The 23164-nt window shown below is 61.6% G+C and carries 26 protein-coding genes; 13 read left to right on the plus strand and 13 right to left on the minus strand.

The window, feature by feature from the left end; translation table 11 throughout:
* Window positions 1–2: 2 nt before the first annotated feature.
* Window positions 3–962, minus strand: a complete 960-nt coding sequence (gene trxB / locus C9422_RS16490; RefSeq protein ID WP_116581361.1) for a thioredoxin-disulfide reductase — start codon at window positions 960–962, stop codon at window positions 3–5.
* Window positions 963–1255: 293 nt separating this feature from the next.
* Here trxB and C9422_RS16495 point away from each other — a divergent pair, with 293 nt between their 5' ends.
* From C9422_RS16495 to cysG, 6 genes are all read left to right on the plus strand, one after another.
* Entirely contained in the window at window positions 1256–3667 is a 2412-nt protein-coding gene (locus C9422_RS16495) for a DNA translocase FtsK (protein ID WP_015094398.1), read from the plus strand.
* Between the two features lie 66 nt (window positions 3668–3733).
* Window positions 3734–4357, plus strand: coding sequence for an outer membrane lipoprotein chaperone LolA (gene lolA / locus C9422_RS16500; protein WP_095966491.1), 624 nt, complete (start codon window positions 3734–3736; stop codon window positions 4355–4357).
* A 148-nt stretch (window positions 4358–4505) separates the two neighbouring features.
* A complete protein-coding gene (locus C9422_RS16505; protein WP_015094400.1) occupies window positions 4506–5828 on the plus strand; it encodes a replication-associated recombination protein A in 1323 nt (440 codons plus the stop codon).
* A complete protein-coding gene (crcB, locus tag C9422_RS16510) occupies window positions 5828–6202 on the plus strand; it encodes a fluoride efflux transporter CrcB (protein WP_008049383.1) in 375 nt (124 codons plus the stop codon). The genes C9422_RS16505 and crcB overlap by 1 nt, the downstream gene beginning before the upstream one ends.
* A gap of 16 nt (window positions 6203–6218) precedes the next feature.
* Entirely contained in the window at window positions 6219–7499 is a 1281-nt protein-coding gene (serS, locus tag C9422_RS16515; protein ID WP_116581362.1) for a serine--tRNA ligase, read from the plus strand.
* Window positions 7500–8894: a siroheme synthase CysG gene (gene cysG, locus C9422_RS16520; RefSeq protein ID WP_116581363.1), complete on the plus strand. Its 1395-nt coding sequence runs from the start codon at window positions 7500–7502 to the stop codon at window positions 8892–8894.
* A 98-nt stretch (window positions 8895–8992) separates the two neighbouring features.
* On the opposite strand, the gene C9422_RS16525 is transcribed toward cysG, so the two are convergent.
* The 9 genes from C9422_RS16525 to C9422_RS16565 all read right to left on the minus strand — a co-directional run bounded on the left by C9422_RS16525 (window position 8993) and on the right by C9422_RS16565 (window position 13991).
* Window positions 8993–9994, minus strand: coding sequence for a glutathione S-transferase family protein (locus C9422_RS16525; RefSeq protein ID WP_116581364.1), 1002 nt, complete (start codon window positions 9992–9994; stop codon window positions 8993–8995).
* A gap of 91 nt (window positions 9995–10085) precedes the next feature.
* Window positions 10086–11087 carry a glycosyl transferase family protein gene (locus C9422_RS16530; RefSeq protein WP_116581365.1) on the minus strand — a complete coding sequence of 334 codons (1002 nt, stop codon included), beginning with the start codon at window positions 11085–11087 and terminating at the stop codon, window positions 10086–10088.
* Window positions 11084–11419, minus strand: coding sequence for a TusE/DsrC/DsvC family sulfur relay protein (locus tag C9422_RS16535; RefSeq protein ID WP_015094405.1), 336 nt, complete (start codon window positions 11417–11419; stop codon window positions 11084–11086). The genes C9422_RS16530 and C9422_RS16535 overlap by 4 nt, the downstream gene beginning before the upstream one ends.
* Window positions 11416–11709, minus strand: a complete 294-nt coding sequence (tusB, locus tag C9422_RS16540) for a sulfurtransferase complex subunit TusB (protein ID WP_116581366.1) — start codon at window positions 11707–11709, stop codon at window positions 11416–11418. The genes C9422_RS16535 and tusB overlap by 4 nt, the downstream gene beginning before the upstream one ends.
* Entirely contained in the window at window positions 11709–12071 is a 363-nt protein-coding gene (gene tusC / locus C9422_RS16545) for a sulfurtransferase complex subunit TusC (RefSeq protein ID WP_116581367.1), read from the minus strand. The genes tusB and tusC overlap by 1 nt, the downstream gene beginning before the upstream one ends.
* Before the next feature lies 1 nt (window position 12072).
* A complete protein-coding gene (gene tusD / locus C9422_RS16550) occupies window positions 12073–12465 on the minus strand; it encodes a sulfurtransferase complex subunit TusD (RefSeq protein WP_116581368.1) in 393 nt (130 codons plus the stop codon).
* A 198-nt stretch (window positions 12466–12663) separates the two neighbouring features.
* A complete protein-coding gene (locus tag C9422_RS16555) occupies window positions 12664–13368 on the minus strand; it encodes a YoaK family protein (RefSeq protein WP_007977063.1) in 705 nt (234 codons plus the stop codon).
* A 24-nt stretch (window positions 13369–13392) separates the two neighbouring features.
* Complete coding sequence (locus C9422_RS16560) at window positions 13393–13722, minus strand: DUF6388 family protein (protein WP_015094410.1); 330 nt, start codon at window positions 13720–13722, stop codon at window positions 13393–13395.
* Window positions 13723–13742: 20 nt separating this feature from the next.
* Window positions 13743–13991, minus strand: a complete 249-nt coding sequence (locus C9422_RS16565; protein ID WP_095966482.1) for a hypothetical protein — start codon at window positions 13989–13991, stop codon at window positions 13743–13745.
* A 148-nt stretch (window positions 13992–14139) separates the two neighbouring features.
* Here C9422_RS16565 and C9422_RS16575 point away from each other — a divergent pair, with 148 nt between their 5' ends.
* A complete protein-coding gene (locus C9422_RS16575; protein WP_116581369.1) occupies window positions 14140–14490 on the plus strand; it encodes a hypothetical protein in 351 nt (116 codons plus the stop codon).
* 130 nt (window positions 14491–14620) lie between these two features.
* Here the strand turns inward: C9422_RS16575 and C9422_RS16580 are convergent, their stop codons facing one another.
* A complete protein-coding gene (locus tag C9422_RS16580) occupies window positions 14621–15046 on the minus strand; it encodes an N-acetyltransferase (protein WP_116581370.1) in 426 nt (141 codons plus the stop codon).
* Window positions 15047–15191: 145 nt separating this feature from the next.
* On the opposite strand from C9422_RS16580, the gene C9422_RS16585 reads away from it, so the two are divergent.
* Complete coding sequence (locus C9422_RS16585) at window positions 15192–15629, plus strand: hemerythrin domain-containing protein (RefSeq protein ID WP_116581371.1); 438 nt, start codon at window positions 15192–15194, stop codon at window positions 15627–15629.
* A gap of 57 nt (window positions 15630–15686) precedes the next feature.
* Complete coding sequence (locus tag C9422_RS16590) at window positions 15687–16280, plus strand: NUDIX domain-containing protein (RefSeq protein ID WP_116581372.1); 594 nt, start codon at window positions 15687–15689, stop codon at window positions 16278–16280.
* An 89-nt stretch (window positions 16281–16369) separates the two neighbouring features.
* Here the strand turns inward: C9422_RS16590 and C9422_RS16595 are convergent, their stop codons facing one another.
* Window positions 16370–16882 carry a methylated-DNA--[protein]-cysteine S-methyltransferase gene (locus C9422_RS16595; RefSeq protein ID WP_116581373.1) on the minus strand — a complete coding sequence of 171 codons (513 nt, stop codon included), beginning with the start codon at window positions 16880–16882 and terminating at the stop codon, window positions 16370–16372.
* A gap of 136 nt (window positions 16883–17018) precedes the next feature.
* Here C9422_RS16595 and ggt point away from each other — a divergent pair, with 136 nt between their 5' ends.
* Together ggt and C9422_RS16605 are read left to right on the plus strand one after the other, a co-directional pair.
* The gene (gene ggt / locus C9422_RS16600) at window positions 17019–18746 is read left to right on the plus strand and encodes a gamma-glutamyltransferase (RefSeq protein WP_116581374.1); all 1728 of its coding nucleotides are present in this window, start codon (window positions 17019–17021) and stop codon (window positions 18744–18746) included.
* A 69-nt stretch (window positions 18747–18815) separates the two neighbouring features.
* Window positions 18816–19349 (plus strand): cysteine hydrolase family protein, encoded by a 534-nt coding sequence (locus C9422_RS16605; protein ID WP_116581375.1) that lies wholly within the window; start codon window positions 18816–18818, stop codon window positions 19347–19349.
* A gap of 374 nt (window positions 19350–19723) precedes the next feature.
* On the opposite strand, the gene C9422_RS16615 is transcribed toward C9422_RS16605, so the two are convergent.
* Window positions 19724–20626 (minus strand): LysR family transcriptional regulator, encoded by a 903-nt coding sequence (locus C9422_RS16615; RefSeq protein ID WP_007980619.1) that lies wholly within the window; start codon window positions 20624–20626, stop codon window positions 19724–19726.
* A 199-nt stretch (window positions 20627–20825) separates the two neighbouring features.
* On the opposite strand from C9422_RS16615, the gene C9422_RS16620 reads away from it, so the two are divergent.
* Both C9422_RS16620 and C9422_RS16625 read left to right on the plus strand, forming a co-directional pair.
* Window positions 20826–22325, plus strand: a complete 1500-nt coding sequence (locus tag C9422_RS16620; RefSeq protein ID WP_116581377.1) for a cytosine permease — start codon at window positions 20826–20828, stop codon at window positions 22323–22325.
* Window positions 22322–23164 carry a nitrilase family protein gene (locus C9422_RS16625; RefSeq protein ID WP_116581378.1) on the plus strand — a complete coding sequence of 281 codons (843 nt, stop codon included), beginning with the start codon at window positions 22322–22324 and terminating at the stop codon, window positions 23162–23164. The genes C9422_RS16620 and C9422_RS16625 overlap by 4 nt, the downstream gene beginning before the upstream one ends.

Genomic DNA, 23164 nt, shown 5'->3' on the forward strand with positions numbered 1-23164 from the left:
CTTCAAACGGCAGGAATGTCGTCGAGGTATTTTTCGGCGTCCAGCGCCGCCATGCAACCGGCCCCGGCAGACGTAACGGCCTGGCGATAAACATGATCGGCCACATCGCCGGCGGCAAACACGCCTGCAATCGCCGTGGCGGTAGCATCGCCTTCGCTGCCGCCCTTGACCAGCAGATAGCCGTCGCGCATTTCCAGTTGTCCGATGAACAGATCGGTGTTGGGTTTGTGGCCGATGGCGATAAACACCCCGGCCAGCAGCAGTTCTGTGGTTTCACCCGTTTGGCTGTCCCGCAGGCGGGCACCGGTCACGCCACTGGCATCGCCGAGCACTTCGTCCAGGTTCTGGTTCCAATGCAGCCGGATATTGCCGTTGGCGGCTTTTTCGAAGAGTTTGTCCTGGAGAATTTTCTCCGAGCGCAGTTTGTCGCGTCGATGGATCAGGTGCACTTCCCTGGCGATGTTCGACAGGTATAACGCTTCCTCTACCGCCGTATTGCCACCGCCGACCACCGCGACCACCTGGTTGCGATAGAAGAACCCGTCACAGGTCGCACACGCCGACACCCCTTTGCCGGCAAAGGCTTCCTCCGACGGCAGGCCCAGGTATTGCGCGGAGGCGCCGGTGGCAATGATCAGGGCGTCGCAGGTGTAGGTGCCGCCATCGCCGATCAGTTCGAACGGCCGTTGTTGCAACTTGGCGGTATGGATGTGGTCGTAAACGATCTCGGTGGCAAAACGCTCGGCGTGTTTTTGCATGCGCTCCATCAGCACGGGGCCGGTCAGGCCTTCGACGTCGCCTGGCCAGTTATCGACTTCGACAGTGGTGGTGAGCTGGCCACCTGCCTGTATGCCAGTAATGACAACGGGCTTGAGGTTGGCGCGGGCGGCATAAACGGCTGCGCTGTAACCGGCAGGGCCGGAGCCCAGGATGATCAAGCGGGAATGCTTCGCTTCGCTCATAAAAACACCTCATAAGCCTTTGTCACAAAAGACAATGCATGCTCAAATTGAATAGCATGTCATGTGCTGTTGACTATGCTACACCCAAGGGTCTCAAGCATGGCGTCGTGCGTACAAACCCGTACAATGCCCTGCGTGTTACATATATTCAGTGCGCACCGTGTTTATAAAAACCGGGGCGCAGTGTTAAAAGTAGTCCCGGTTACGTGTGTTAACTTTTTTACCTGCCTGGATTGGGCAGTTTTTAGACTTTCAACAGATGGACGCGCCATTGGCGCAGGAAAAGTAGCGTTTTGAAGAAATCCACCGCAGCACCTAAACCAGCCGTCGTTCCGCTCTGGCGCCAGCACTTGCACTACCGACTCAAGGAAGGTGCGCTGATCGCCATCGGTGCCCTGTGCCTGTTCCTGATGATGGCCTTGCTGACCTATGGCAAGGATGATCCGGGCTGGAGCCATAACAGCAAGATCGACGACGTGCAGAATTTCGGCGGGCCCGCGGGCTCCTACAGTGCCGATATCCTGTTCATGGTGCTGGGTTACTTCGCCTACATCTTCCCGTTGCTGCTGGCGGTCAAGGCGTACCAGATCTTCCGCCAGCGTCACGAACCGTGGCAGTGGAGCGGCTGGCTGTTCTCCTGGCGCCTGATCGGCCTGGTGTTCCTGGTGCTGTCGGGGGCCGCGCTGGCCCATATCCATTTCCATGCCGCGACCGGTCTGCCGGCCGGTGCAGGCGGTGCGCTGGGGGAAAGCCTCGGCGAACTGGCGAGGAACGCCCTGAATATCCAGGGCAGTACGCTGCTGTTCATCGCGTTGTTCCTGTTCGGCCTGACGGTGTTTACCGACCTGTCGTGGTTCAAGGTGATGGACATCACCGGCAAGATCACCCTCGACCTGTTCGAACTGTTCCAGGGCGCGGCCAATCGCTGGTGGGCGGCCCGTACCGAGCGCAAACAACTGGTCGCCCAGTTGCGTGAAGTCGATGACCGTATGGATGAAGTGGTTGCGCCGACCGTCACCGACAAGCGCGAGCAGGCCAAGGTCAAGGAGCGGTTGATCGAGCGTGAGCAGGCCCTGAGCAAGCACATGTCCGAGCGTGAGAAGCAGGTGCCGCCGGTCATTGCACCCGCGCCGCCAAAACCGGCCGCACCGAGCAAACGCGTGGAAAAAGAGAAACAGGCGCCACTGTTCGTCGACAGCGCCGTTGAAGGCACCTTGCCGCCGATCTCGATTCTCGATCCCGCGGAAAAGAAACAGCTCAATTATTCGCCCGAATCCCTGGCGGCGGTCGGCCACCTGCTGGAAATCAAGCTCAAGGAGTTCGGCGTCGAAGTGACCGTGGACTCGATCCACCCGGGTCCGGTGATTACCCGATACGAAATCCAGCCCGCCGCCGGCGTCAAGGTCAGCCGCATCGCCAACCTGGCCAAAGACCTGGCCCGCTCCCTGGCCGTGACCAGCGTGCGCGTGGTGGAAGTGATTCCGGGCAAGACCACGGTCGGTATCGAGATTCCCAACGAAGACCGGCAGATCGTGCGTTTCTCCGAGGTGTTGTCGACCCCCGAGTACGACAACTTCAAATCCCCGGTCACCCTGGCCCTGGGCCACGACATCGGCGGCAAACCAGTCATCACCGACCTGGCGAAGATGCCACACCTGCTGGTGGCCGGTACCACCGGTTCCGGTAAGTCGGTGGGCGTGAACGCGATGATCCTGTCGATCCTGTTCAAGTCCGGCCCGGAAGACGCCAAGCTGATCATGATCGACCCGAAGATGTTGGAACTGTCGATCTACGAGGGCATTCCGCACCTGCTGTGCCCGGTGGTCACCGACATGAAGGACGCCGCCAACGCCCTGCGCTGGAGCGTTGCCGAGATGGAGCGACGCTACAAGCTGATGGCCAAGATGGGCGTGCGAAACCTGTCGGGCTTCAACGCCAAGGTCAAGGAAGCCCAGGATGCCGGCGAGCCGTTGAGCGATCCGCTGTACAAGCGCGAAAGCATCCACGACGAAGCGCCGCTCCTGCAAAAGCTGCCGACCATCGTGGTGGTGGTCGACGAATTCGCCGACATGATGATGATCGTCGGCAAGAAGGTTGAAGAGCTGATCGCGCGTATCGCCCAGAAGGCGCGGGCGGCCGGTATCCACTTGATCCTCGCGACCCAGCGTCCGTCGGTGGATGTGATCACCGGTCTGATCAAGGCCAACATCCCGACCCGCATGGCGTTCCAGGTGTCGAGCAAGATCGACTCGCGGACCATCATCGACCAGGGCGGCGCCGAACAACTGCTGGGCCACGGTGACATGCTGTACATGCCGCCGGGCACCAGTCTGCCGATTCGTGTTCACGGTGCCTTCGTGTCCGACGATGAGGTTCACCGTGTGGTGGAGGCCTGGAAGCTGCGGGGCGCGCCGGAATACAACGACGACATCCTCAATGGCGTCGAAGAGGCGGGCAGCGGCTTCGAAGGCAGCAGCGGGGGCGGCGACGGTGACGATCCCGAGGCCGACGCGCTGTACGACGAAGCGGTGCAGTTCGTGCTGGAAAGCCGTCGCGCCTCCATTTCCGCGGTTCAGCGCAAGCTCAAGATCGGCTACAACCGCGCCGCTCGCATGATCGAAGCCATGGAAATGGCCGGGGTCGTGACGTCCATGAACACCAACGGTTCGCGTGAAGTCCTGGCCCCGGGCCCGGTGCGCGACTGACCCGAATATGAAAGGGTGGCGCCCTATGGCGCCGCTCGCACTCCCACGAATGTTATGAGGACTCCCATGCGTCTGATCCGCATGCTGTTGCTGCCGGTACTGGCTTTGACCACGCTCCAGGCTAACGCCGATGACAAGGATGTGGCACGCCTGACCCAACTGCTGGAAAAATCCCAGACCCTGACTGCGCGTTTCTCGCAACTGACCCTTGATGGCACCGGCACCCAGTTGCAGGAAACCGCCGGCGACATGTCCCTGCAGCGTCCGGGCCTGTTCTACTGGCACACCGATGCACCGGCCGAACAGACCATGGTGTCCGATGGCAAGAAGGTCACCCTGTGGGACCCGGACCTGGAACAGGCCACCATCAAGAACCTCGACCAGCGCCTGACCCAGACGCCAGCCTTGCTGTTGTCCGGTGACGTGTCCAAGATCAGCCAGAGCTTCGACATCAGCGCCAAGGAAGCCGGCGGCGTGATCGACTTCACTCTGAAACCGAAAACCAAGGACACCCTGTTCGACAGCCTGCGCCTGTCGTTCCGCAATGGTCTGGTCAACGACATGCAACTGATCGACAGCGTTGGTCAGCGCACCAATATCCTGTTCACCGGGGTGAAGGCCAACGAGCCGATCCCGGCTTCCAAGTTCAAGTTCGACATCCCCAAGGGTGCCGATGTAATCCAGGAATAAAACGCAGAACCCCTGTAGGAGCGAGCCTGCTCGCGATGGACTCAAGGACACCACTGGGTGTCAGGCTGCCAGCGTTATCGTTAACGTCCATCGCGAGCAGGCTCGCTCCTACAAGGGATAAAGAACCAGTGAGGTTTTGTAGATAGTCATGGACCTGTTTCGCAGCACCCCCATTGCCCAGCCCCTGGCCGCCCGCCTGCGCGCGGCCAACCTGGACGAGTACGTCGGTCAGGAACACGTGCTCGCTCGCGGCAAGCCCTTGCGCGAAGCGCTGGAGCAGGGTGCCCTGCATTCGATGATTTTCTGGGGCCCGCCGGGCGTGGGCAAAACCACCCTGGCGCGATTGCTCGCGGAAGTCTCGGACGCACACTTCGAAACGGTCTCGGCGGTGCTGGCCGGGGTCAAGGAGATCCGTCAGGCGGTGGAAATCGCCAAGCAGCAGGCCGCGCAGTACGGCCGCCGCACCATTCTGTTCGTCGACGAAGTGCATCGTTTCAACAAGTCCCAACAGGACGCGTTCCTGCCTTATGTCGAGGACGGCACGCTGATTTTCATCGGCGCGACCACGGAAAACCCTTCGTTCGAACTCAACAACGCCTTGCTGTCCCGCGCCCGCGTCTACGTGCTCAAGAGCCTCGACGAAGCGGCCCTGCGCAAACTGGTGCAGCGAGCGCTGACCGAAGAGCGGGGCCTGGGCAAGCGCAACCTGACCCTCAGCGATGAAGGCTTCCAGATGCTGCTGTCGGCCGCGGACGGCGATGGTCGACGCCTGCTCAACCTGTTGGAGAACGCCTCTGACCTGGCCGAAGACAACAGCGAGATCGGTACCGAGCTTCTGCAAAGCCTGCTCGGCGACACCCGTCGACGCTTCGACAAGGGTGGCGAAGCGTTCTACGACCAGATATCCGCGCTGCACAAATCGGTGCGCGGCTCCAACCCCGACGGCGCGCTGTACTGGTTCGCGCGCATGATCGACGGCGGTTGTGATCCGCTGTACCTGGCACGGCGTGTGGTGCGCATGGCCAGCGAAGACATCGGCAACGCCGACCCGCGCGCCCTGAGCCTGTGCCTGGCGGCGTGGGAAGTGCAGGAGCGCCTCGGCAGCCCCGAAGGTGAGCTGGCGGTGGCCCAGGCCATCACCTATCTGGCCTGCGCGCCAAAAAGCAACGCGGTGTACATGGGCTTCAAGACCGCATTGCGCGCCGCCGCCGAACACGGCTCGCTGGAGGTGCCGCTGCACCTGCGCAACGCGCCGACCAAGCTTATGAAACAATTGGGCTACGGCGACGAATACCGTTATGCCCACGACGAACCGGATGCCTACGCTGCCGGGGAAGACTATTTCCCCGAAGAACTCGACCCTATTCCGTTCTATCAGCCCGTGCCCCGTGGCCTGGAGTTGAAGATCGGCGAAAAACTCAACCACCTGGCAAAACTCGACCGTTTAAGCCCCCGGCAGCGGAGAAAATAGTGCTTCCCTTGATCGTTGCGGTTTCCGTCGGCGGGATGGCCGGCACGCTGTTGCGCTTTGCCACGGGTAACTGGATCAACGCGAATTGGCCGCGGCACTTCTATACCGCGACGCTGGCCGTTAATATCGTGGGCTGTTTGCTGATCGGCGTTCTATACGGTCTGTTTTTGATACGCCCGGAGGTGCCCATCGAGGTGCGCGCCGGGTTGATGGTCGGCTTCCTCGGGGGGCTGACGACTTTTTCATCCTTTTCACTGGATACGGTGCGCCTGCTGGAAAGCGGGCAAGTGCCGCTGGCCCTGGGCTATGCGGCACTCAGCGTATTCGGCGGGCTGCTTGCCACCTGGGCCGGCCTGTCCTTGACCAAACTTTGATAAACGAGAAACCGACATGCTCGATTCCAAACTGTTACGTAGCAACCTTCAGGACGTAGCGGACCGCCTGGCATCCCGTGGCTTTGTGCTGGATGTTGCGCGCATCGAAGCGCTGGAAGAACAGCGCAAGACCGTCCAGACCCGCACCGAAGCACTGCAGGCTGAGCGTAACGCGCGTTCCAAATCCATCGGTCAGGCCAAGCAGCGCGGCGAAGACATCGCACCGCTGATGGCGGATGTAGAGCGCATGGCGGGCGAATTGAGTGCCGGTAAAGTCGAACTGGACGCGATCCAGACCGAACTGGACTCGATCCTGCTGGGCATTCCCAACCTGCCGCACGAATCCGTGCCGGTTGGCGTAGACGAAGACGGCAACGTCGAAGTGCGCCGTTGGGGCACGCCGACTGCCTTCGATTTCCCGGTTCAGGACCACGTGGCCCTGGGCGAGAAGTTCGGCTGGCTGGACTTCGAAACCGCCGCCAAGCTGTCCGGCGCCCGTTTCGCCTTGCTGCGCGGCCCGATCGCCCGTCTGCACCGCGCCCTGGCGCAGTTCATGATCAACCTGCACGTCACCGAGCACGGCTACGAAGAGGCCTACACGCCTTACCTGGTTCAGGCCCCGGCGCTGCAAGGCACCGGCCAACTGCCGAAGTTCGAAGAAGACCTGTTCAAGATCGCCCGCGAAGGCGAGGCCGATCTGTACCTGATCCCGACCGCCGAAGTGTCGCTGACCAACATCGTCGCCGGCGAAATCGTCGATTCGAAACTGCTGCCGATCAAGTTCGTCGCCCACACGCCGTGCTTCCGCAGTGAAGCCGGCGCATCGGGCCGTGACACCCGCGGCATGATCCGTCAGCACCAGTTCGACAAGGTTGAAATGGTGCAGATCGTCGAACCGTCGAAATCGATGGAAGCGCTGGAAGGCCTGACCGCCAACGCCGAGAAAGTCCTGCAACTGCTGGAGCTGCCTTACCGCACCCTGGCGCTGTGCACCGGCGACATGGGCTTCAGCGCGGTCAAGACCTACGACCTGGAAGTGTGGATCCCGAGCCAGGACAAGTACCGCGAAATCTCGTCGTGCTCCAACTGTGGCGACTTCCAGGCCCGCCGCATGCAGGCGCGCTTCCGCAACCCGGAAACCGGCAAGCCGGAACTGGTACACACCCTGAACGGCTCCGGCCTGGCAGTGGGTCGCACCCTGGTGGCGGTGCTGGAGAACTATCAGCAGGCCGACGGTTCGATCCGTGTGCCCGAGGTTCTCAAGCCGTACATGGGTGGCCTTGAGGTCATCGGCTAAATGAAATATCTGCCGCTGTTTCACAACCTTCGCGGCAGTCGTGTGTTGGTCGTCGGTGGGGGGGAAATTGCCTTGCGCAAATCCCGCCTGCTGGCCGATGCCGGTGCGCAGCTGCGGGTGGTTGCACCTGAAATCGAAGCACAACTGCGCGAACTGGTTGCCGGCAGCGGTGGCGAGTGCCTGTTGCGTGGCTACGCCGAGGCGGATCTGGACGGTTGCGGGCTGATCATTGCTGCCACCGACGACGAAGCGCTGAACGCACAAGTCTCCGCCGATGCCCATCGGCGTTGCGTGCCGGTCAACGTGGTGGACGCGCCGGCCCTGTGCAGCGTGATCTTCCCGGCCATCGTCGACCGCTCCCCATTGATCATTGCCGTGTCCAGCGGTGGCGATGCGCCGGTGCTGGCACGCTTGATCCGCGCCAAGATCGAAACCTGGATTCCTTCCACCTACGGTCAACTGGCCGGACTGGCGGCGCGTTTTCGTCATCAGGTCAAAGGCCTGTTTCCGGATGTGCAGCAGCGCCGGGCATTCTGGGAAGATGTTTTCCAGGGCCCGGTTGCCGATCGGCAACTGGCCGGGCAGGGCGCTGAAGCCGAGCGTTTGCTCCAGGCGAAAATCGATGGCGAAGCTCCCGTGGCGACCGGTGAGGTCTATCTGGTGGGCGCAGGGCCAGGTGATCCCGATCTGCTGACGTTCAAGGCACTGCGTCTGATGCAGCAAGCCGACGTGGTGCTGTACGACCGTCTGGTGGCGCCGGCGATTCTCGAACTGTGCCGTCGCGACGCCGAGCGGGTCTACGTTGGCAAGCGCCGAGCCGATCACGCGGTGCCGCAGGATCAGATCAACCAGCAATTGGTGGACCTGGCCAAACAGGGCAAGCGAGTGGTGCGACTGAAGGGCGGCGATCCGTTCATCTTCGGTCGTGGCGGTGAAGAGATCGAAGAACTGGCGGCCCATGGCATCCCGTTCCAGGTCGTGCCGGGGATCACGGCGGCCAGTGGTTGCGCGGCCTATGCCGGGATTCCGCTGACCCACCGCGATTACGCGCAGTCGGTACGCTTTGTCACCGGGCACCTGAAGGACGGCTCAACCGATTTGCCGTGGGCCGATCTGGTCGCGCCGGCACAGACGCTGGTGTTCTACATGGGCCTGGTGGGCTTGCCGATCATCTGCGAGCAACTGATCAAGCACGGTCGCGGCGCTGATACCCCGGCGGCGTTGATCCAGCAGGGTACCACGGTCAATCAGCGTGTCTTCACCGGAACCCTGGCCGACTTGCCACGATTGGTGGCGGAGCATGAAGTGCATGCGCCGACGCTGGTGATCGTCGGTGAGGTGGTGCAACTGCGCGAGAAACTGGCGTGGTTTGAAGGGGCTCAATCACAGGTTTGAGATCTGTAGTGTTTGTTGGAAAAAGATCGCAGCCTTCGGCAGCTCCTACAAGGTGTACACCCTGTAGGAGCTGCCGAAGGCTGCGATCTTTTGATCTTTTAAACCTGACGCCAAACCCCTTTCCCACTCAACCGCTCCCGGTCATGCGCCACGGTAAAGTCCTGAGCCGGCCCCTTGGGCACCACACCCGTCGGGTTAATGGTGTGATGGCTGGCGTAGTAGTGGTGCTTGATGTGTTCAAAATCCACCGTCTCGGCAATCCCCGGCCACTGATAAATCTCCCGCAGCCAGTTCGACAGGTTCGGATAATCCGCAATCCGCCGCAGGTTGCACTTGAAGTGCCCGTAGTACACCGCATCGAAGCGAATCAGCGTGGTGAACAGGCGGATGTCCGCTTCGGTCAGGTATTCGCCTGCCAGATAGCGGTTGGCGCCCAGCAGCAGCTCCAGACGGTCCAGTTCGGCAAACACCTCATCGAAGGCTTGTTCGTAAGCCTGTTGCGACGTGGCAAATCCGGCGCGGTACACGCCATTGTTCACCGCCGGATAAATCCGCTCGTTCAACGCATCGATCTCACCACGCAGCGGCGCCGGGTAGAAGTCCAGGTCGTTACCGGTCAGGTCGTCGAAGGCACCATTGAACATGCGGATGATTTCCGATGATTCATTGTTGACGATGCGTTTGTGCTGTTTGTCCCACAGCACCGGCACGGTAACGCGGCCGGTGTAATCGGCGGTATCGGCGGTGTAGCGCTGGTGCATGAAGTCGAAGTGATCGAGCTTGTCGCCGGTGGAGCCGAGGGCTTTGTCGAAGGTCCAGCCGTTTTCCAGCATCAGCCAACTGACCACCGAAACGTCGATCAGGCTTTCGAGGCCTTTGAGTTTGCGCAGGATCAGGGTGCGATGGGCCCACGGACAGGCCAGGGACACGTACAGGTGATAGCGACCGGGTTCTGCGGCAAAACCGCCGACGCCGGTCGGCCCCGGCTTGCCGTCTGCGGTCAGCCAGTGCCGACGTTGCGCCTGTTCACGCTGGAACGCGCCGTCCTTGCTGCTTTCGTACCACTTGTCCTGCCAGCGGCCATCGACTAACAAACCCATGTTCAAGACTCCAGAAGCCAATATACGTTGGAGTCGAGTCTATTCCCATGGGTTCGAACAAAAAGCGCAAAGATCGGGCGCGAATGATCGGTTAAATCGATTTGTTGCGCGCGGCCCAGTATTGTTCGGCGGTTTCAAAGGCCTGTTCGCGGCTCTGGCCGAGTCCACGCAGGGCCAGGGCCATGGTCGAGATCAGGGCCATTTGCGGGTAGCTGTCGACCACCTCGCCACGCCACACCGCTTTCAAATGCTCGGGATCGAGCGAGGCGGGTTTGACGTGACGCTGCGCCGACAACTGCGGCCATTCTTCGTCCCAGCTCTGGCCGCCAGTGGTGCCGTACAGATGGCTGTCGGCGTCCGGGTTGATCTCGATCTCGCCGCCATCGCCCTTGATCACGATCGCGGTATCGCCGAGCAAGCCGCTGGCATCGCGATGCACGGCCTGATAGCCGGGGTGGAAAATGCTCTGCAGGCCGCAACGCGCGCCCAGCGGATTGAGAATCCGCGCCAGTGAGTGGATCGGCGAGCGTAGACCGAGGGTGTTGCGCAGGTCGATCATCCGTTGCAACTGCGGTGCCCAGTCCACCAGCGGCATGAAGGCCAGGCCGCCGTTATCCAGCGCCGAGCCGACCTGTTGCCAGTTGCGGCACAGCGGGATGTTCAATTCACCCAGCAGTTGCTCGCTGTACAGGCGACCGGCCGTGTGGGCGCCGCCGCCGTGCATGAAAATCCGCACGCCGTTTTGCGCCAGGCACTTGGCTGCCAACAGGTACCACGGCAAGTGCCGCTTCTTGCCGGCGTAAGTCGGCCAGTCCAAGTCCACCGCCAGCGCCGGAGGGTTCAGGCGTTCGCGCAGGGCTTCGGTGAACCCGGCCATTTCCTCGGCGCTTTCTTCCTTGTGCCGCAACAGCATCAGGAATGCGCCGAGCTGGGTTTCCTCGATCTTTTCATCGAGCACCATGCCCATGGCTTCGCGGGCTTCGACCCGGGTCAGGTCACGGGCGCCGCGCTTGCCTTTGCCGAGGATCCGCACGAACTGCGCGAACGGGTGCTCGGCGGGTGTTTCGAGGGTCAGTGCTGGGTAATCGGTCATAAGCAATTCGTCGGTTTGGGCAGGCCCGCCAGCTTCGCGGCGAGTTTGGCGGGGGTGCCTTTGAACAGTCGGTTCAGGTGCAGGCTGTTGCCTTTTTCCGGGCCGAGTTTCAATGCGGTGTACTTGATCAACGGGCGGGTGGCCGGTGACAGCTGGAACTCGGCGTAGAAACTGCGCAGCAGTTCGAGGACTTCCCAGTGTTCGGGCGTCAGCTCGATGTCTTCGGCCGCCGCCAGGGCACTGGCCACATCGGCAGACCAGTCATTCAGTTCGACCAGGAAACCGTCCTTGTCCAGCTCGATGGCGCGAGCGCCGACCGTCAGTGCATTCATAGCCAACTGTTGACCTTGTCATAGTGAATCGACAGTTCGACGAAGGCCGGGTAATCGATCGCCCGGGCCCAGTCCGGAACCACCAGCGCACGGGCCTGGGCATCTTCGGCCAGGACGAACAGCTTCAGGCCACGGGCACTGAGCGTCGTGAACGGCGCGGTGCCTGGCTGCAACGCATAGGCGGCATCGCCGGACAGCAGCAACCCGTCGTTGGTACCGATCACGCGCAGGCAGCTGGTCAGGCGTTCGTCACCGAACGGGGAGTGAGACAACACATGCAAAGTCGACATCAGAGGGTGATCACCTGGTCGTAACGGTCAATGAGGGCGGTGATTTCGTCGGCGGCCAACACCCGGGCTTCTTCCAGCGCCAGGCCGCTCGGGTCGAGGCCGCGCCGGGTGATGCTGTCGCCGCAGGCGAACAGTTCCTCGACACCGAACAGCGGCAGGGCTTGCAGGTTGGCACTCAGGTCTTTCTGTTGCAAGGTCCTGGCGTTCTGGCCGGCGGCGAGCTGGAACACGCCGTCATCGAGAAACAACAGGCCAATCGGCAGATCGAAGGCGCCGCCGGCCAGCACGATATCCAGCGCTTCCCGCGCGCCCGGGCCGGACCATGGCGACTGGCGGCTGATGATCAATATGGATTTGGCCATGTCATGCGCCTCCGAAACAGATCAGGCGGTCGGCATCCTGCGCCGCGTCATGCAATTGGCCGAGGCCGGACAATTCCCACGGCGCACCGACGGCAACGGCCTCGCGCTGATAGCGCCGGGCTTCTTCTTCATTCAAGACACCACGACGCAGGGCGGCGGCGATGCACACCACGCCATCGAGTTGGTGGTCGCTGACAAAGGCGCGCCATTGCTTGGGCAAGTCCGCTTCATCCTGGGGCGTGACCACGCTGGAGGACGCGTTGTAGACACCGTCCTGATAGAAAAACAGCCGGACGATCTCATGCCCGCCGGCCAGCGCCGCTTGGGCGAACAGCAGGGCGCGGCGCGAGGAGGGCGCGTGGGCGGCGGAAAACACGGCGATGGCGAACTTCATGACAGACTCGATCAGCGAAACTGCGGCCATGATAATGCTTTATCGGCGGGGCGGCCAAAGTGATGTTGTCCGGGCGGGCCTCTTCGCGGGCAAGCCCGCTCCCACAGGTTTTGTGGTCATGCCGTAATCTCTGGCATTGCACAGATCACTGTGGGAGCGGGCTTGCCCGCGAAGGCGGCCGAACAGGCGATGCAAAACTCAGCGCGGCATATACCCCAACTGCCAGCGTCGCGGGATCTTCAACGACAATACCCCGAGCGCGGCAGCCAGCAGGCCACTGGCAAACAACGCCTTGAGTCCCAGGTGATGCTCCAGCACGGCACCGAGTACCGCGCCGGCGAACATGCCGGTCCAGGGAATCAGCTGCACGCGCCAGCCGTTGCGGCGCTCGCCGAGCATCCAGCGGCCCAGTCCGCGGCCGAAACGCGACAGGGCACCTGTGACGTAAGTCAGGCCCACCGGCAGGCCGTTCACTTCTTCCACCGCGGCGTTGAGCATGCCCATTGCAATGATTGCCGCCAGCAGGGCCGGCAGTTGCGCGTCATAAGGCCAGGCTGCGGCGGCGCACAGCAGGGTGGCGATGCACAACAGCAGCGGCAGGGCCCGACGGCGACCCAGGCGGCTGACGATAATGCCCAGCGCGTTGCCGACGATGAAGGTCGCGACGAGGATCACCAGGCGCAGGGTCAAGCCAAGGTCGCCAGTACTGATGGCGACCGCCATCCGGGTGGTGTTGCCGCTCATGAACGAGACGAAGTCGCCGCTGGCCATGAAGCCGATGGCGTCGGTCATGCCGGCGAGTACCGAGAGCATGGCCACCAGGCTCAGGCCTATGCGCCCGCGCCATTTCTGCGTGTGCAAGTGACCGGGGCTGGCGTGGGTCCTGGCGGTGTTGGGCAGCATTGGCGACGGCATCCTTGAACAGGCTTAAGGTTTTATCCCATTCAACTCGCAATACTCCAGCCAGTCCATACCGGCCATTTCCGCGACTTCCCGGTGCACTTCCAGGCGCTGCGCTTCGTAGTCTTCGGCCGTAGCCGCCGTCAGTTGCAGCGTCAGCTCCCAGGCGAACAATCCTTGCCGTTCCGCCTCGGCTTCGAAGGCTTCGTGCAGGCGTTCGTCGCGGTACTGCGCCGGGGTTTCACCCTTGGCCTGGGCCTGCAACGGGTTGAGGTTGTCGAGGTCGTGGCGCAACTCGGGGCGTTCGTCGAGAAACCGCTTCAGTGCCTGTTCATGTTGCTGCTCGGTTGCCGCCATGGTCGCTCCTTGAGAACGGATTACGAGGATTGCTGCTTGCTGGCCTTGGCCGCTGCCGCCAGGCATTCGAGGGCAAACTGCTCGGTGTAGGTCATCTGGATCGGCGTGGTTTCGCCTTTGACGGTTCTTTCGCCGTCGAGGATGTAGCGAATCCGCTTGTCGGTGACGCCGATTCGCTTGGCGATCCAGGACGGCGTCTGCCCGATCTGGCTGATCAGCTTGTCGGCATATTCAGTGCTCGGTTTGTAGAACTCGGCATTAGGTGTCATCAGATTTCCAGTCAGGGGTGCGATGGGGCGTTATTGGCGCGACAGGGTGCGCGAATCGTTGTGCGCTGTCGCGGTATAAATGCAGTAAAGCAGAACGATACGGGCTGCCGGGGTGATAAAGTCCGCTTTTTCCCGACGAGTGAATGCAATGCGAATTCTGATGGTGGCGCTGGCCGTGACGTTGCTGGCCGGATGCGCCAGCTCGGCGATGAACGACGCCCGCACCAAGGCCCCGTACAAGACCCTGAACTCGGATAAACCGGGAAAGGACGTCGCCCAGTGCGTGCAGTTTTCCTGGCAGGACGAGGCTGTGTTCGGCGTGGATGCCGCCGGCTATCTGGAGCCTGGCGAGAAGGGTGTCACGACCGTTTATACCCGTTCGGCGGAGTCCTTCGTCGACGTGACCACCGATGCCTCGGGCACGGTGTTGAGCTACTACGCACAGAAGGATGATTTCGTGGCCAAGCGCCGGTTGGCGGCGTTGGCGACTTGCCTGTGATCTGAGTACCCCCCCTGTAGGAGCGAGCTTGCTCGCGATGGTCGTCAACGAAAACGCTGGGTGCCTGACACCCCGCGGCGTTCCGGTTTTTTTCGCGAGCAAGCTCGCTCCTACAGGGGGGCGGTATGAATCAATAGCTCAGGCGCTTCTGGAAGAAGAAGTGCTTGTGCCCCGGCGGGTAATCGGCAATGTGCCCGATCTCGCTGTAGCCGCATTTCTTGTAGAACTCCGGCGCCTGGAATTCGAAGGTTTCCAGCCACAGACCGACGCATTCCTTTTCGCGCGCAAGGTCTTCGGCCATCTGCATCAACCTGGTGCCCATGCCTTGTCCCCGGGCCTGTTCCGGCACCGCCAGCAAGTCTATGAACAACCACTGATAAAACAACCGGGCGTAAACGCCGCCGACGATATCGTCGTTGTCGTCGCGTATCAGCAATGCGATATGTTCCGGTGGCGGGCTTGCAGACTTCGAGGCGTTGTAGGCGCGCAACGGCACGAGGATTGCCTCGCGCTCTTCGGTGCTGGGGTTGTGCTTGCGTTCGATACGCAGGTTCATGGCTATATCCTTATGGCAGTGAAGCCGCAGCCTATCCCGGTTGCTGTGATTGTTCCATCCCCGGGAAAGTTGAACCGTCGCCAACGCACAGCTGTCATTCCTTAAGACGCGTCACTCCAGACGCCGCCGATGAGGACAACGCCCCGTGAACATTTTTGAAGCCTTGCGCGAAAGCCACGAACGCCAACGGACCTATGCCAAGGCGCTGATCCATACCAGCGGCGATACGCCTGAGCGGGTCGAGGCGTACAAGCAACTCAAGTCAGAATTGCAGGCTCACGCCACGGCCGAAGAGCGGCATTTCTACATTCCGCTGATGAAGTTCGACAACGGGGTCGACCTCAGTCGTCATGGCATCGCCGAACATCACGAAATGGACGAAATGATGGAGGCGCTCGATGACACCGAAATGTCCAGCCCGGCCTGGCTGGTGACCGCGAAGAAGCTCTCGGAGAAGGTGCATCACCACCTCGAGGAAGAAGAGCAGAAGTTCTTCCAGATGGCCGGCAAGCTGCTCGACGACAAACAGAAAGAGTCGTTGGCCGGGCAATACGAGAAGGAGTACCAGGCGCAGCTTGCTTGAGGAGGCAGGTTTTCACCTAACATGTGCACTCTCTGAGAAATAACAGGACGCGTTGTCATGTCGAACACAGCCGAGCGGGTCAACATCCTCGAGTCCCAGGTGTTGTCCCACGACTGGTACCTGCTGAAGAAAATCACCTTCGATTACCAACGCAACAACGGCGAGTGGCAACGCCAGGTGCGAGAGGTCTACGACCGTGGCAACGGCGCGGCGATTCTCCTGTACAACCGCGAAAGGAAAACCGTGGTACTGACCCGACAGTTTCGCCTGCCGGTGTTCGTCAACGGTCACGACGGGCTGTTGATCGAAGTGGCGGCGGGGTTGCTGGAAGGCGCGGCGCCTGAAGACCGCATCCGTGATGAAGCGGAGGAGGAAACGGGTTACCGCGTGCACCATGTGCAGAAGGTGTTCGAGGCGTACATGAGCCCCGGTTCGGTGACGGAAAAACTGCACTTCTTCATTGCCGAGTACGACGCCAGGTCGAAAGTCAGCGACGGTGGCGGGCTGGAGGCAGAAACCGAAGAGCTGGAAGTACTGGAGTGGGCGTTCGACGACGCCCTCGAAGCGTTCTACCGTGGCGAGATCTGCGACGCCAAGACCATCATGCTGTTGCAGTATGCGGCGATGAAAAACCTCTTCAATCAACCCTGATCTCCCCGTAGGAGCTGCCGCAGGCTGCGATCTTTTGATCTTTTCAATGCAAGATCAAAAGATCGCAGCCTGCGGCAGCTCCTACAAGGTCAAAAGCCGGGCAGGCGCGCGGTACTGGGCGTTTGCCCGCCTTCAAGGGTGAGCAACAACGCCTTCGCCTCCAGCCCACCGGCAAACCCGGTGAGCTTGCCCGACGCGCCAATCACCCGGTGACACGGCGCCACGATCGAAATCGGGTTCTTGCCATTCGCCGCACCCACCGCCCTGACCGCCGCCGGGTTGCCGATCTGTTCGGCGATCTGGCTGTAGCTGCGGGTCTCGCCAAACGGGATAGTCAGCAGCGCCGCCCAGACCTTTTTCTGAAATTCCGTGCCGGCAAAGTCCAGTTCCAGTTCGAAGCGATCGCGGGTGCCGGAAAAATATTCGCGCAGCTGCGCGGCGGTGCGCACCAGGATCGGGTTGTCCGGCGCCTCGCTCATCGGGCCGAGGCGCACCCGTCCGGGTTTGTCGTTTTCCCAGAGGATGGCTGCCAGTCGCGAACCGTTCGCCACCAGCTTCAACTGGCCGACCGGGGAAGCCACGGTGATGCAGGTATAGGTCATGCCAGGGCTCGCGGAAAATTGCTGAACAAGCGTTAAGGATACTGCCTCGACGAGGAGGCGCAATACGTAATCCCGACCATACTTGCTCACGGCTTTTGAAGCGTTCCCCTGGTTAATGACAAGAAGAGACCGACTCATGAAGTACGAACCTTTTGCCAAATCGCTGATTGCGACCTCATTGGCTCTAAGCTGCCTGACTGCTCACGCTGCCTCCGTGGCCCCGGCGACGGGGGAAAACGGCATGGTGGTCACCGCCCAGCATCTGGCCAGCCATGTGGGCGTGGATGTGCTCAAGAGCGGCGGCAACGCCGTCGACGCAGCGGTCGCGGTCGGCTATGCGCTGGCGGTGGTGTACCCCGCGGCAGGCAACCTCGGTGGCGGTGGTTTCATGACCATCCAGTTGGCGGACGGGCGCAAGACCTTCCTCGACTTCCGTGAAAAAGCGCCGCTGGCCGCCACAGCCAACATGTACCTGGACAAGGACGGCAACGTCGTTCCCGATCTGAGTACCCGTGGCCACCTGGCCGTGGGTGTGCCGGGCACCGTTTCCGGCATGGAACTGGCGCTGTCCAAGTACGGCACCAAACCGCGCAAGGAAATCATCGCCCCGGCCATCAAGTTGGCCGAAGACGGTTTCGTGCTGGAGCAGGGCGACGTCGATCTGCTGGACTACGCCACCGACATGTTCAAGAAGGACATGAAGGATTCCGGCTCGATCTTCCTCAGCAACGGCGAGCCGATGCAGGTCGGCCAGAAGCTGGTGCAAAAGGACCTGAGCAAGACCCTGCGGGAAATCTCCGAGAAAGGCGCCGACGGTTTCTATAAGGGCTGGGTGGCCGACGCCATCGTCACCTCCAGCCAGGCCAACAAGGGCATCATCACCCAGGCCGATCTCGACAAATACAAGACCCGCGAACTGGCGCCCATCGAGTGCGACTACCGTGGCTACCACGTGGTCTCGGCACCGCCACCGAGCTCCGGCGGCGTGGTGATCTGCGAGATCATGAACATCCTCGAAGGCTATCCGATGAAGGAACTGGGCGATCACTCGGCCCAGGGCATGCACTATCAGATCGAAGCGATGCGCCACGCCTATGTGGACCGTAACAGCTACCTGGGCGATCCGGATTTCGTGAAGAACCCGATTGCCCATTTGCTGGATAAAAACTACGCGACCAAGCTGCGCGAAGCGATCAAGCCACAAAAAGCCGCGGTATCGAGTGAGCTCAAGCCCGGCGTAGCGCCCCATGAAGGCAACAACACCACGCATTACTCCATCGTCGACAAGTGGGGCAACGCGGTGTCGGTGACCTACACCCTCAACGACTGGTTCGGCGCGGGCGTGATGGCGAGCAAGACCGGGGTCATCCTCAACGATGAAATGGACGACTTCACCTCGAAAATCGGCGTGCCGAACATGTACGGCCTGGTGCAGGGCGAGGCCAACGCCATCGCACCCGGCAAGGCGCCGCTGTCGTCCATGAGCCCGACCATCGTCACCAAGGACGGCAAAGTGGTGATGGTGGTCGGCACTCCGGGTGGCAGCCGCATCATCACCGCAACCTTGCTGACCATGCTCAACGTGATCGACTACGGCATGAACATCCAGGAAGCGGTGGATGCACCGCGTTTCCACCAGCAGTGGCTGCCGGAGGAGACCAACCTGGAAGCCTTCACCACCAGCCCGGACACGGTGAAGATCCTCGAAAGCTGGGGGCACAAGTTTGCCGGTCCACAGGACGCCAACCACCTGGCGGCGATCCTGGTCGGTGCGCCGTCCCTGGGTGGCAAGCCGGTGGGCAAGAACCGTTTCTACGGGGCGAACGACCCACGGCGTAACACCGGGTTGTCGCTGGGTTACTGAGGGTTGTGTCCGGAGGGGGACGGGCTTATGTTCGTCCCCTGAACCATCGACCGTTCAAGGAAGGAAATCATGACCACTGCGTTGTTAATCATCGACGTCCAGCAGGCTTTGTGTTCCGGTGAGTACGAGTGCTTCGAGATCGGCCGGGTCATCGACAACATCAATGACTTGTCTGCGCGGGCGCGCAAGGCCGCCGTGCCCGTGGTGCTGATCCAGCACGAAGAAGCGGGCAGCCCGCTGGCGCATGAGACTGCCGGCTGGCAACTGGCCGAAGGGCTGCAAACCTTGCCCACAGATCATCGCGTGCGCAAGACCACCCCGGATTCGTTCTACAAGACCAACCTGCAAAAACTGTTGCCGGTGCAAGAATTCGATCACCTGGTCATCTGTGGTTTGCAAACCGATTACTGCATCAATACCACCGTGCGCCAGGCCCTGACACTGGGCTACGACGTGGTGCTGGCGAGCGACGCACATTCCACCGTCGACAACGGCAACCAGACCGCCGAAGACATCATCGCCGAACACAACAAGGACCTGAAGCGCCTGACCGGTTCCGTGGCGCGGATCGATGTGATACCGGCCAAAGATATTCAACTCTAATCCACCACATTTCCCCTGTGGGAGCGAGCTTGCTCGCGATGGCGTCATTACAGCCAGCATCGGTGTTGGCTGACCCACCGCTATCGCGAGCAAGCTCCCACAGTGATTTCGGTTGCTGGCAGATGTTGCGTACACCCACCAACCCCTGTGGGAGCGAGCTTGCTCGCGACGGCGTCATTACAGCCAGCATCGGTGTTGGCTGACCCACCGCTATCGCGAGCAAGCTGCTCCCACAGTAATCCCGGTTGCTGGCAGATGTTGCGTACACCCGCCAACCCCTGTGGGAGCGAGCTTGCTCGCGATGGCGTCATTACAGCCAGCATCGGTGTTGGCTGACCCACCGCTATCGCGAGCAAGCCCGTTCCCACAGGGCCCTACACCGCACCGAAAATCTCGATCAGTTCGTTGAGGAACGCACTCACCAGGTCCTTCTGACGAGATGAGTGCCGCACCGCCGCATGAAAGCTCACCTCATAGCGCAGCAGCTCCGGGTTCAGCGGGTGCAATTGCCCCAGCTGTTCATGCCGGGTCGCGTAGTGCTGCGGCAGAAACCCCAGGTGCTGGCCGGACAGGATCAACAGGGCGGCGCCGTCCATGCTGTCGGTGAGCACGGTCAGGCGTTCGATGGAGGTGGGGGCCGGCATCTCCGGCAGCGGATGGCTCGGCCAGACCCAGTCAAAACCGCTGACATCTTCGCGGGTCAGTGCGCCGACCTGGCCGAACAACGGATGCGAGGGCGCGCAGTAGGCAATCTGGGTTTCCGGGAACAGCGGGAAATAATCGATGCTGGGCAAGCGGTGCCAGAAGTAACCAATGGCCAGGTCGATATGGCCGTTGATGATTTTCTCTTCCAGCAGGGACGACGACAGCTCGGTGAAATGGAAGTACAGCCCTTCGTGCCGAGCCCGCAAACGGGCAATGGCCAGGCCGATTTTCTTGTTCGCCACCGGATCGATCTGCCCCAGCAGGCCGATGTTGATGCTGCCCGAGACTTTGCGGTTGATGTGCTGCACCTCGACCCGGAATCCTTCGGCCGCCGCCAGCAAGCGTCGGGCCGCCTCGATGAACTGCGTGCCTTTGGGCGTGACGGAAAACCCGCCACGCCCGCGTTCGCACAGACGGAAACCGACCCGCGCTTCCAGCGTCGCCAATTGCGCGCTGATCGTCGGTTGCGTGGTGTTGAGGGCGGTTTGCGCCGCCGAGATGCCACCGGCCTCGACGACGGTCAGAAATACCCGGATCAGACGCAGATCCAGCTCCGTTACAGTTCCCAGCATGGGGGCTCCCGATTCTCGATTACATAGGTGCTGATCTATGTGAACAGTGTGCCTGCGATATTTTACTGCCCGGACTCACACCCTACATTGCCGTGAAACCAGCGTCATCGTCAGCTTTTTCTGGAGTTTCACCCGATCTGGACGTCGTAGCGAGCGCTGTAACCACAAAAACAACAAACACCAGCATAGGAACAATCGTATGTCAGGTTCCCCAGTGTCTGCGCGCGCCACCGAGGCGAGTGGCGGATTGGCCATCGAAGGCCACTCCATCGATTACATTCCGGAAAACGAACGTCACGCCAAACTCAGCAGCCAGGGGCCTTTCTGGTTCCTCGGCAACTTCCACTTCTTCACCATCTCCATCGGCTTTGTCGGCCCGAGCCTCGGCTTGTCCGCACTGTGGACCATGCTCGCCGGTGCCCTGGGCATCATGTTCGGCACCATTTTCATGGCGTTCCACGGCTCCCAGGGCCCGGAAATGGGCCTGCCGCAGATGATCCAGTCCCGCGCCCAGTTCGGCTATCGCGGGGTGATCCTGGCGTTGATGGCGACCATGTTCGTGTTCGTCGGATTCAACGTGGTGAACATCTCGCTGATCATGAACGGCCTTGAACATGTGTTCGGCATCGACCCGACCATCGTCGCCGTCACCGTGGTGCTGATCGGTGCGCTGTTGTCGATCTACGGCCACGACCTGATGCACAAGGCGTTCAAGTGGGCCTTGCTGGCGACCTTGCCGCTGTACGCCCTGGTGACCATCGCCCTGATGTTCGGTGCGGGTCAGGAAGGTGTCACGCCGGCGACCGATCTGGGCTTCAACTGGGTGGCTTTCGCCACGCTGTTCGCCATCGGTGCCAGCTACAACATTTCCTATGCGCCCTACGTGTCCGACTATTCCCGTTACCTGCCGAAAAACACCAGCCGGGTGAAATTGATCGCGGCGGTGTTCATCGGTGCCTCGTTGTCCGGCAGCTGGATGATCGGCCTCGGCGCCTGGCTGGCGCAGCAGTTGAAAGCAGCGGATGCACTGGTGGCGTTGAACCAGGTCGGTTCATCCATGGTGCCGGGGTTGGGCAATCTGCTGGTGATCGTCTCGGTGGCGGGCTTCCTGCCGATCATCGCGCTCAACACCTACAGCGCCATGCTGACGCTGCTGACCGGTGTCGACTCGATCAGGAAAATCACCCCGACACCCCGCGCCCGCGTGCTGTCGATCAGTGTGATCAGCGTGATTCTGTTGACCTGCGTGCTGTCGATCAAAGGGGACGGCATCGCGCTGCTGAACACCTTCCTGGTGCTGTTGCTGTACTTCCTCGTGCCGTGGACCGCCGTCAACCTGGTGGACTACTTCTTCGTGCGCAAGGGCCGCTATGCGATCCCGCATTTCTTCACACCGAAGGGCATCTACGGCGCCTGGCAATTTCGCGGCATCGTTTCGTACCTGATCGGCTTCGCCGCGATGGTGCCGTTCTTCTACATCTTCGATGCCGCCGCCGGCAAAGAGGTGTTTGTCGGCCCGCTGGCGCGGGTACTGGAAGGCGTGGACATCGCCTGGCTGGTGGGCCTGGTGGTGTCGGGGCTGACCTATTACCTGCTCAGCCGCTCGATTGACCTGGCCGCCGAACGCCGGGTGATCGACGCCCTGAGCGAGAGCGACATCGTCGCCATGACCCATTCATCTGCGGAGGCAGGGCGTTGAACAACGCAAAAAATACCGTGGTCGCCTGCTGCCAACTGGCACCGAAAATAGGTGACCTGACCTATAACCGCACACTCACCGAGCGCGCGATTCGCCAAGCGGCCTTTCAGGGGGCGCAGGTCGTGGTGTTGCCCGAACTGGTGCAGAGCGGCTATGTGTTTGCCGACCGCGATGAAGCGCTGAGCCTGGCGGAAACCGTTGACGGTCCGACCTTGCAGTTGTGGCAGGCCCTGGCCCGTGAGCTGAACCTGGTGATCGTCGGCGGCTTCTGCGAACGCCTGCCCGGAGATGAGCTGGCCAACAGCGCGGCGATGATCGACGCCAATGGCCTGCGCGCGGTGTACCGCAAGGCGCATTTGTGGGATGCCGAAAAGGACATCTTCACCGCCGGCGATGCACCGCCGCCGGTGGTCGAAACGCTGCATGGACGGCTCGGCATGCTGATCTGCTACGACCTGGAATTCCCCGAGTGGGTGCGCCTGCCGGCGCTGGCCGGCGCCGATCTGTTGTGCGCGCCGGTCAACTGGCCCGACGGTCCGCGGCCGCAAACCGAGCGCCCGGCGGAAGTCCTGCGGGTGCAGGCCAATGCCTCGGTGAACCGCCTGTTCATTGCCGCGTGCGATCGCTATGGCCATGAGCGCGGGGTCGGCTGGGTGCAAGGGTCGGTCATCGTCGATGCCGACGGTTACCCCTTGGCCGGTCCGGCGGAGCAGGGCGGCGAGCAGATCCTGCTGGCGACGCTGAACCTCGCCGAAGCGCGCAACAAGCGCATCAGCGCCCGCAACGACCTGCATCAGGACCGCCGGCCACAGCTGTACGGGTTGCACAGCACTTTGTAA

The sequence above is a fragment of the Pseudomonas sp. B1(2018) genome, from assembly GCF_003097365.1.
Lineage (GTDB): Bacteria > Pseudomonadota > Gammaproteobacteria > Pseudomonadales > Pseudomonadaceae > Aquipseudomonas > Aquipseudomonas laurylsulfatiphila.

Coding starts and splice junctions, on each gene's coding strand:
- trxB (WP_116581361.1), bottom strand. CDS start 962: ATGAGCGAAGCGAAGCATTCCCGCTTGATCATCCTGGGCTCCGGCCCT.
- lolA (WP_095966491.1), top strand. CDS start 3,734: ATGCGTCTGATCCGCATGCTGTTGCTGCCGGTACTGGCTTTGACCACG.
- C9422_RS16505 (WP_015094400.1), top strand. CDS start 4,506: ATGGACCTGTTTCGCAGCACCCCCATTGCCCAGCCCCTGGCCGCCCGC.
- serS (WP_116581362.1), top strand. CDS start 6,219: ATGCTCGATTCCAAACTGTTACGTAGCAACCTTCAGGACGTAGCGGAC.
- cysG (WP_116581363.1), top strand. CDS start 7,500: ATGAAATATCTGCCGCTGTTTCACAACCTTCGCGGCAGTCGTGTGTTG.
- C9422_RS16525 (WP_116581364.1), bottom strand. CDS start 9,994: ATGGGTTTGTTAGTCGATGGCCGCTGGCAGGACAAGTGGTACGAAAGC.
- C9422_RS16530 (WP_116581365.1), bottom strand. CDS start 11,087: ATGACCGATTACCCAGCACTGACCCTCGAAACACCCGCCGAGCACCCG.
- C9422_RS16535 (WP_015094405.1), bottom strand. CDS start 11,419: ATGAATGCACTGACGGTCGGCGCTCGCGCCATCGAGCTGGACAAGGAC.
- tusB (WP_116581366.1), bottom strand. CDS start 11,709: ATGTCGACTTTGCATGTGTTGTCTCACTCCCCGTTCGGTGACGAACGC.
- tusC (WP_116581367.1), bottom strand. CDS start 12,071: ATGGCCAAATCCATATTGATCATCAGCCGCCAGTCGCCATGGTCCGGC.
- tusD (WP_116581368.1), bottom strand. CDS start 12,465: ATGAAGTTCGCCATCGCCGTGTTTTCCGCCGCCCACGCGCCCTCCTCG.
- C9422_RS16555 (WP_007977063.1), bottom strand. CDS start 13,368: ATGCTGCCCAACACCGCCAGGACCCACGCCAGCCCCGGTCACTTGCAC.
- C9422_RS16560 (WP_015094410.1), bottom strand. CDS start 13,722: ATGGCGGCAACCGAGCAGCAACATGAACAGGCACTGAAGCGGTTTCTC.
- C9422_RS16565 (WP_095966482.1), bottom strand. CDS start 13,991: ATGACACCTAATGCCGAGTTCTACAAACCGAGCACTGAATATGCCGAC.
- C9422_RS16575 (WP_116581369.1), top strand. CDS start 14,140: ATGCGAATTCTGATGGTGGCGCTGGCCGTGACGTTGCTGGCCGGATGC.
- C9422_RS16580 (WP_116581370.1), bottom strand. CDS start 15,046: ATGAACCTGCGTATCGAACGCAAGCACAACCCCAGCACCGAAGAGCGC.
- C9422_RS16590 (WP_116581372.1), top strand. CDS start 15,687: ATGTCGAACACAGCCGAGCGGGTCAACATCCTCGAGTCCCAGGTGTTG.
- C9422_RS16595 (WP_116581373.1), bottom strand. CDS start 16,882: ATGACCTATACCTGCATCACCGTGGCTTCCCCGGTCGGCCAGTTGAAG.
- ggt (WP_116581374.1), top strand. CDS start 17,019: ATGAAGTACGAACCTTTTGCCAAATCGCTGATTGCGACCTCATTGGCT.
- C9422_RS16605 (WP_116581375.1), top strand. CDS start 18,816: ATGACCACTGCGTTGTTAATCATCGACGTCCAGCAGGCTTTGTGTTCC.
- C9422_RS16615 (WP_007980619.1), bottom strand. CDS start 20,626: ATGCTGGGAACTGTAACGGAGCTGGATCTGCGTCTGATCCGGGTATTT.
- C9422_RS16620 (WP_116581377.1), top strand. CDS start 20,826: ATGTCAGGTTCCCCAGTGTCTGCGCGCGCCACCGAGGCGAGTGGCGGA.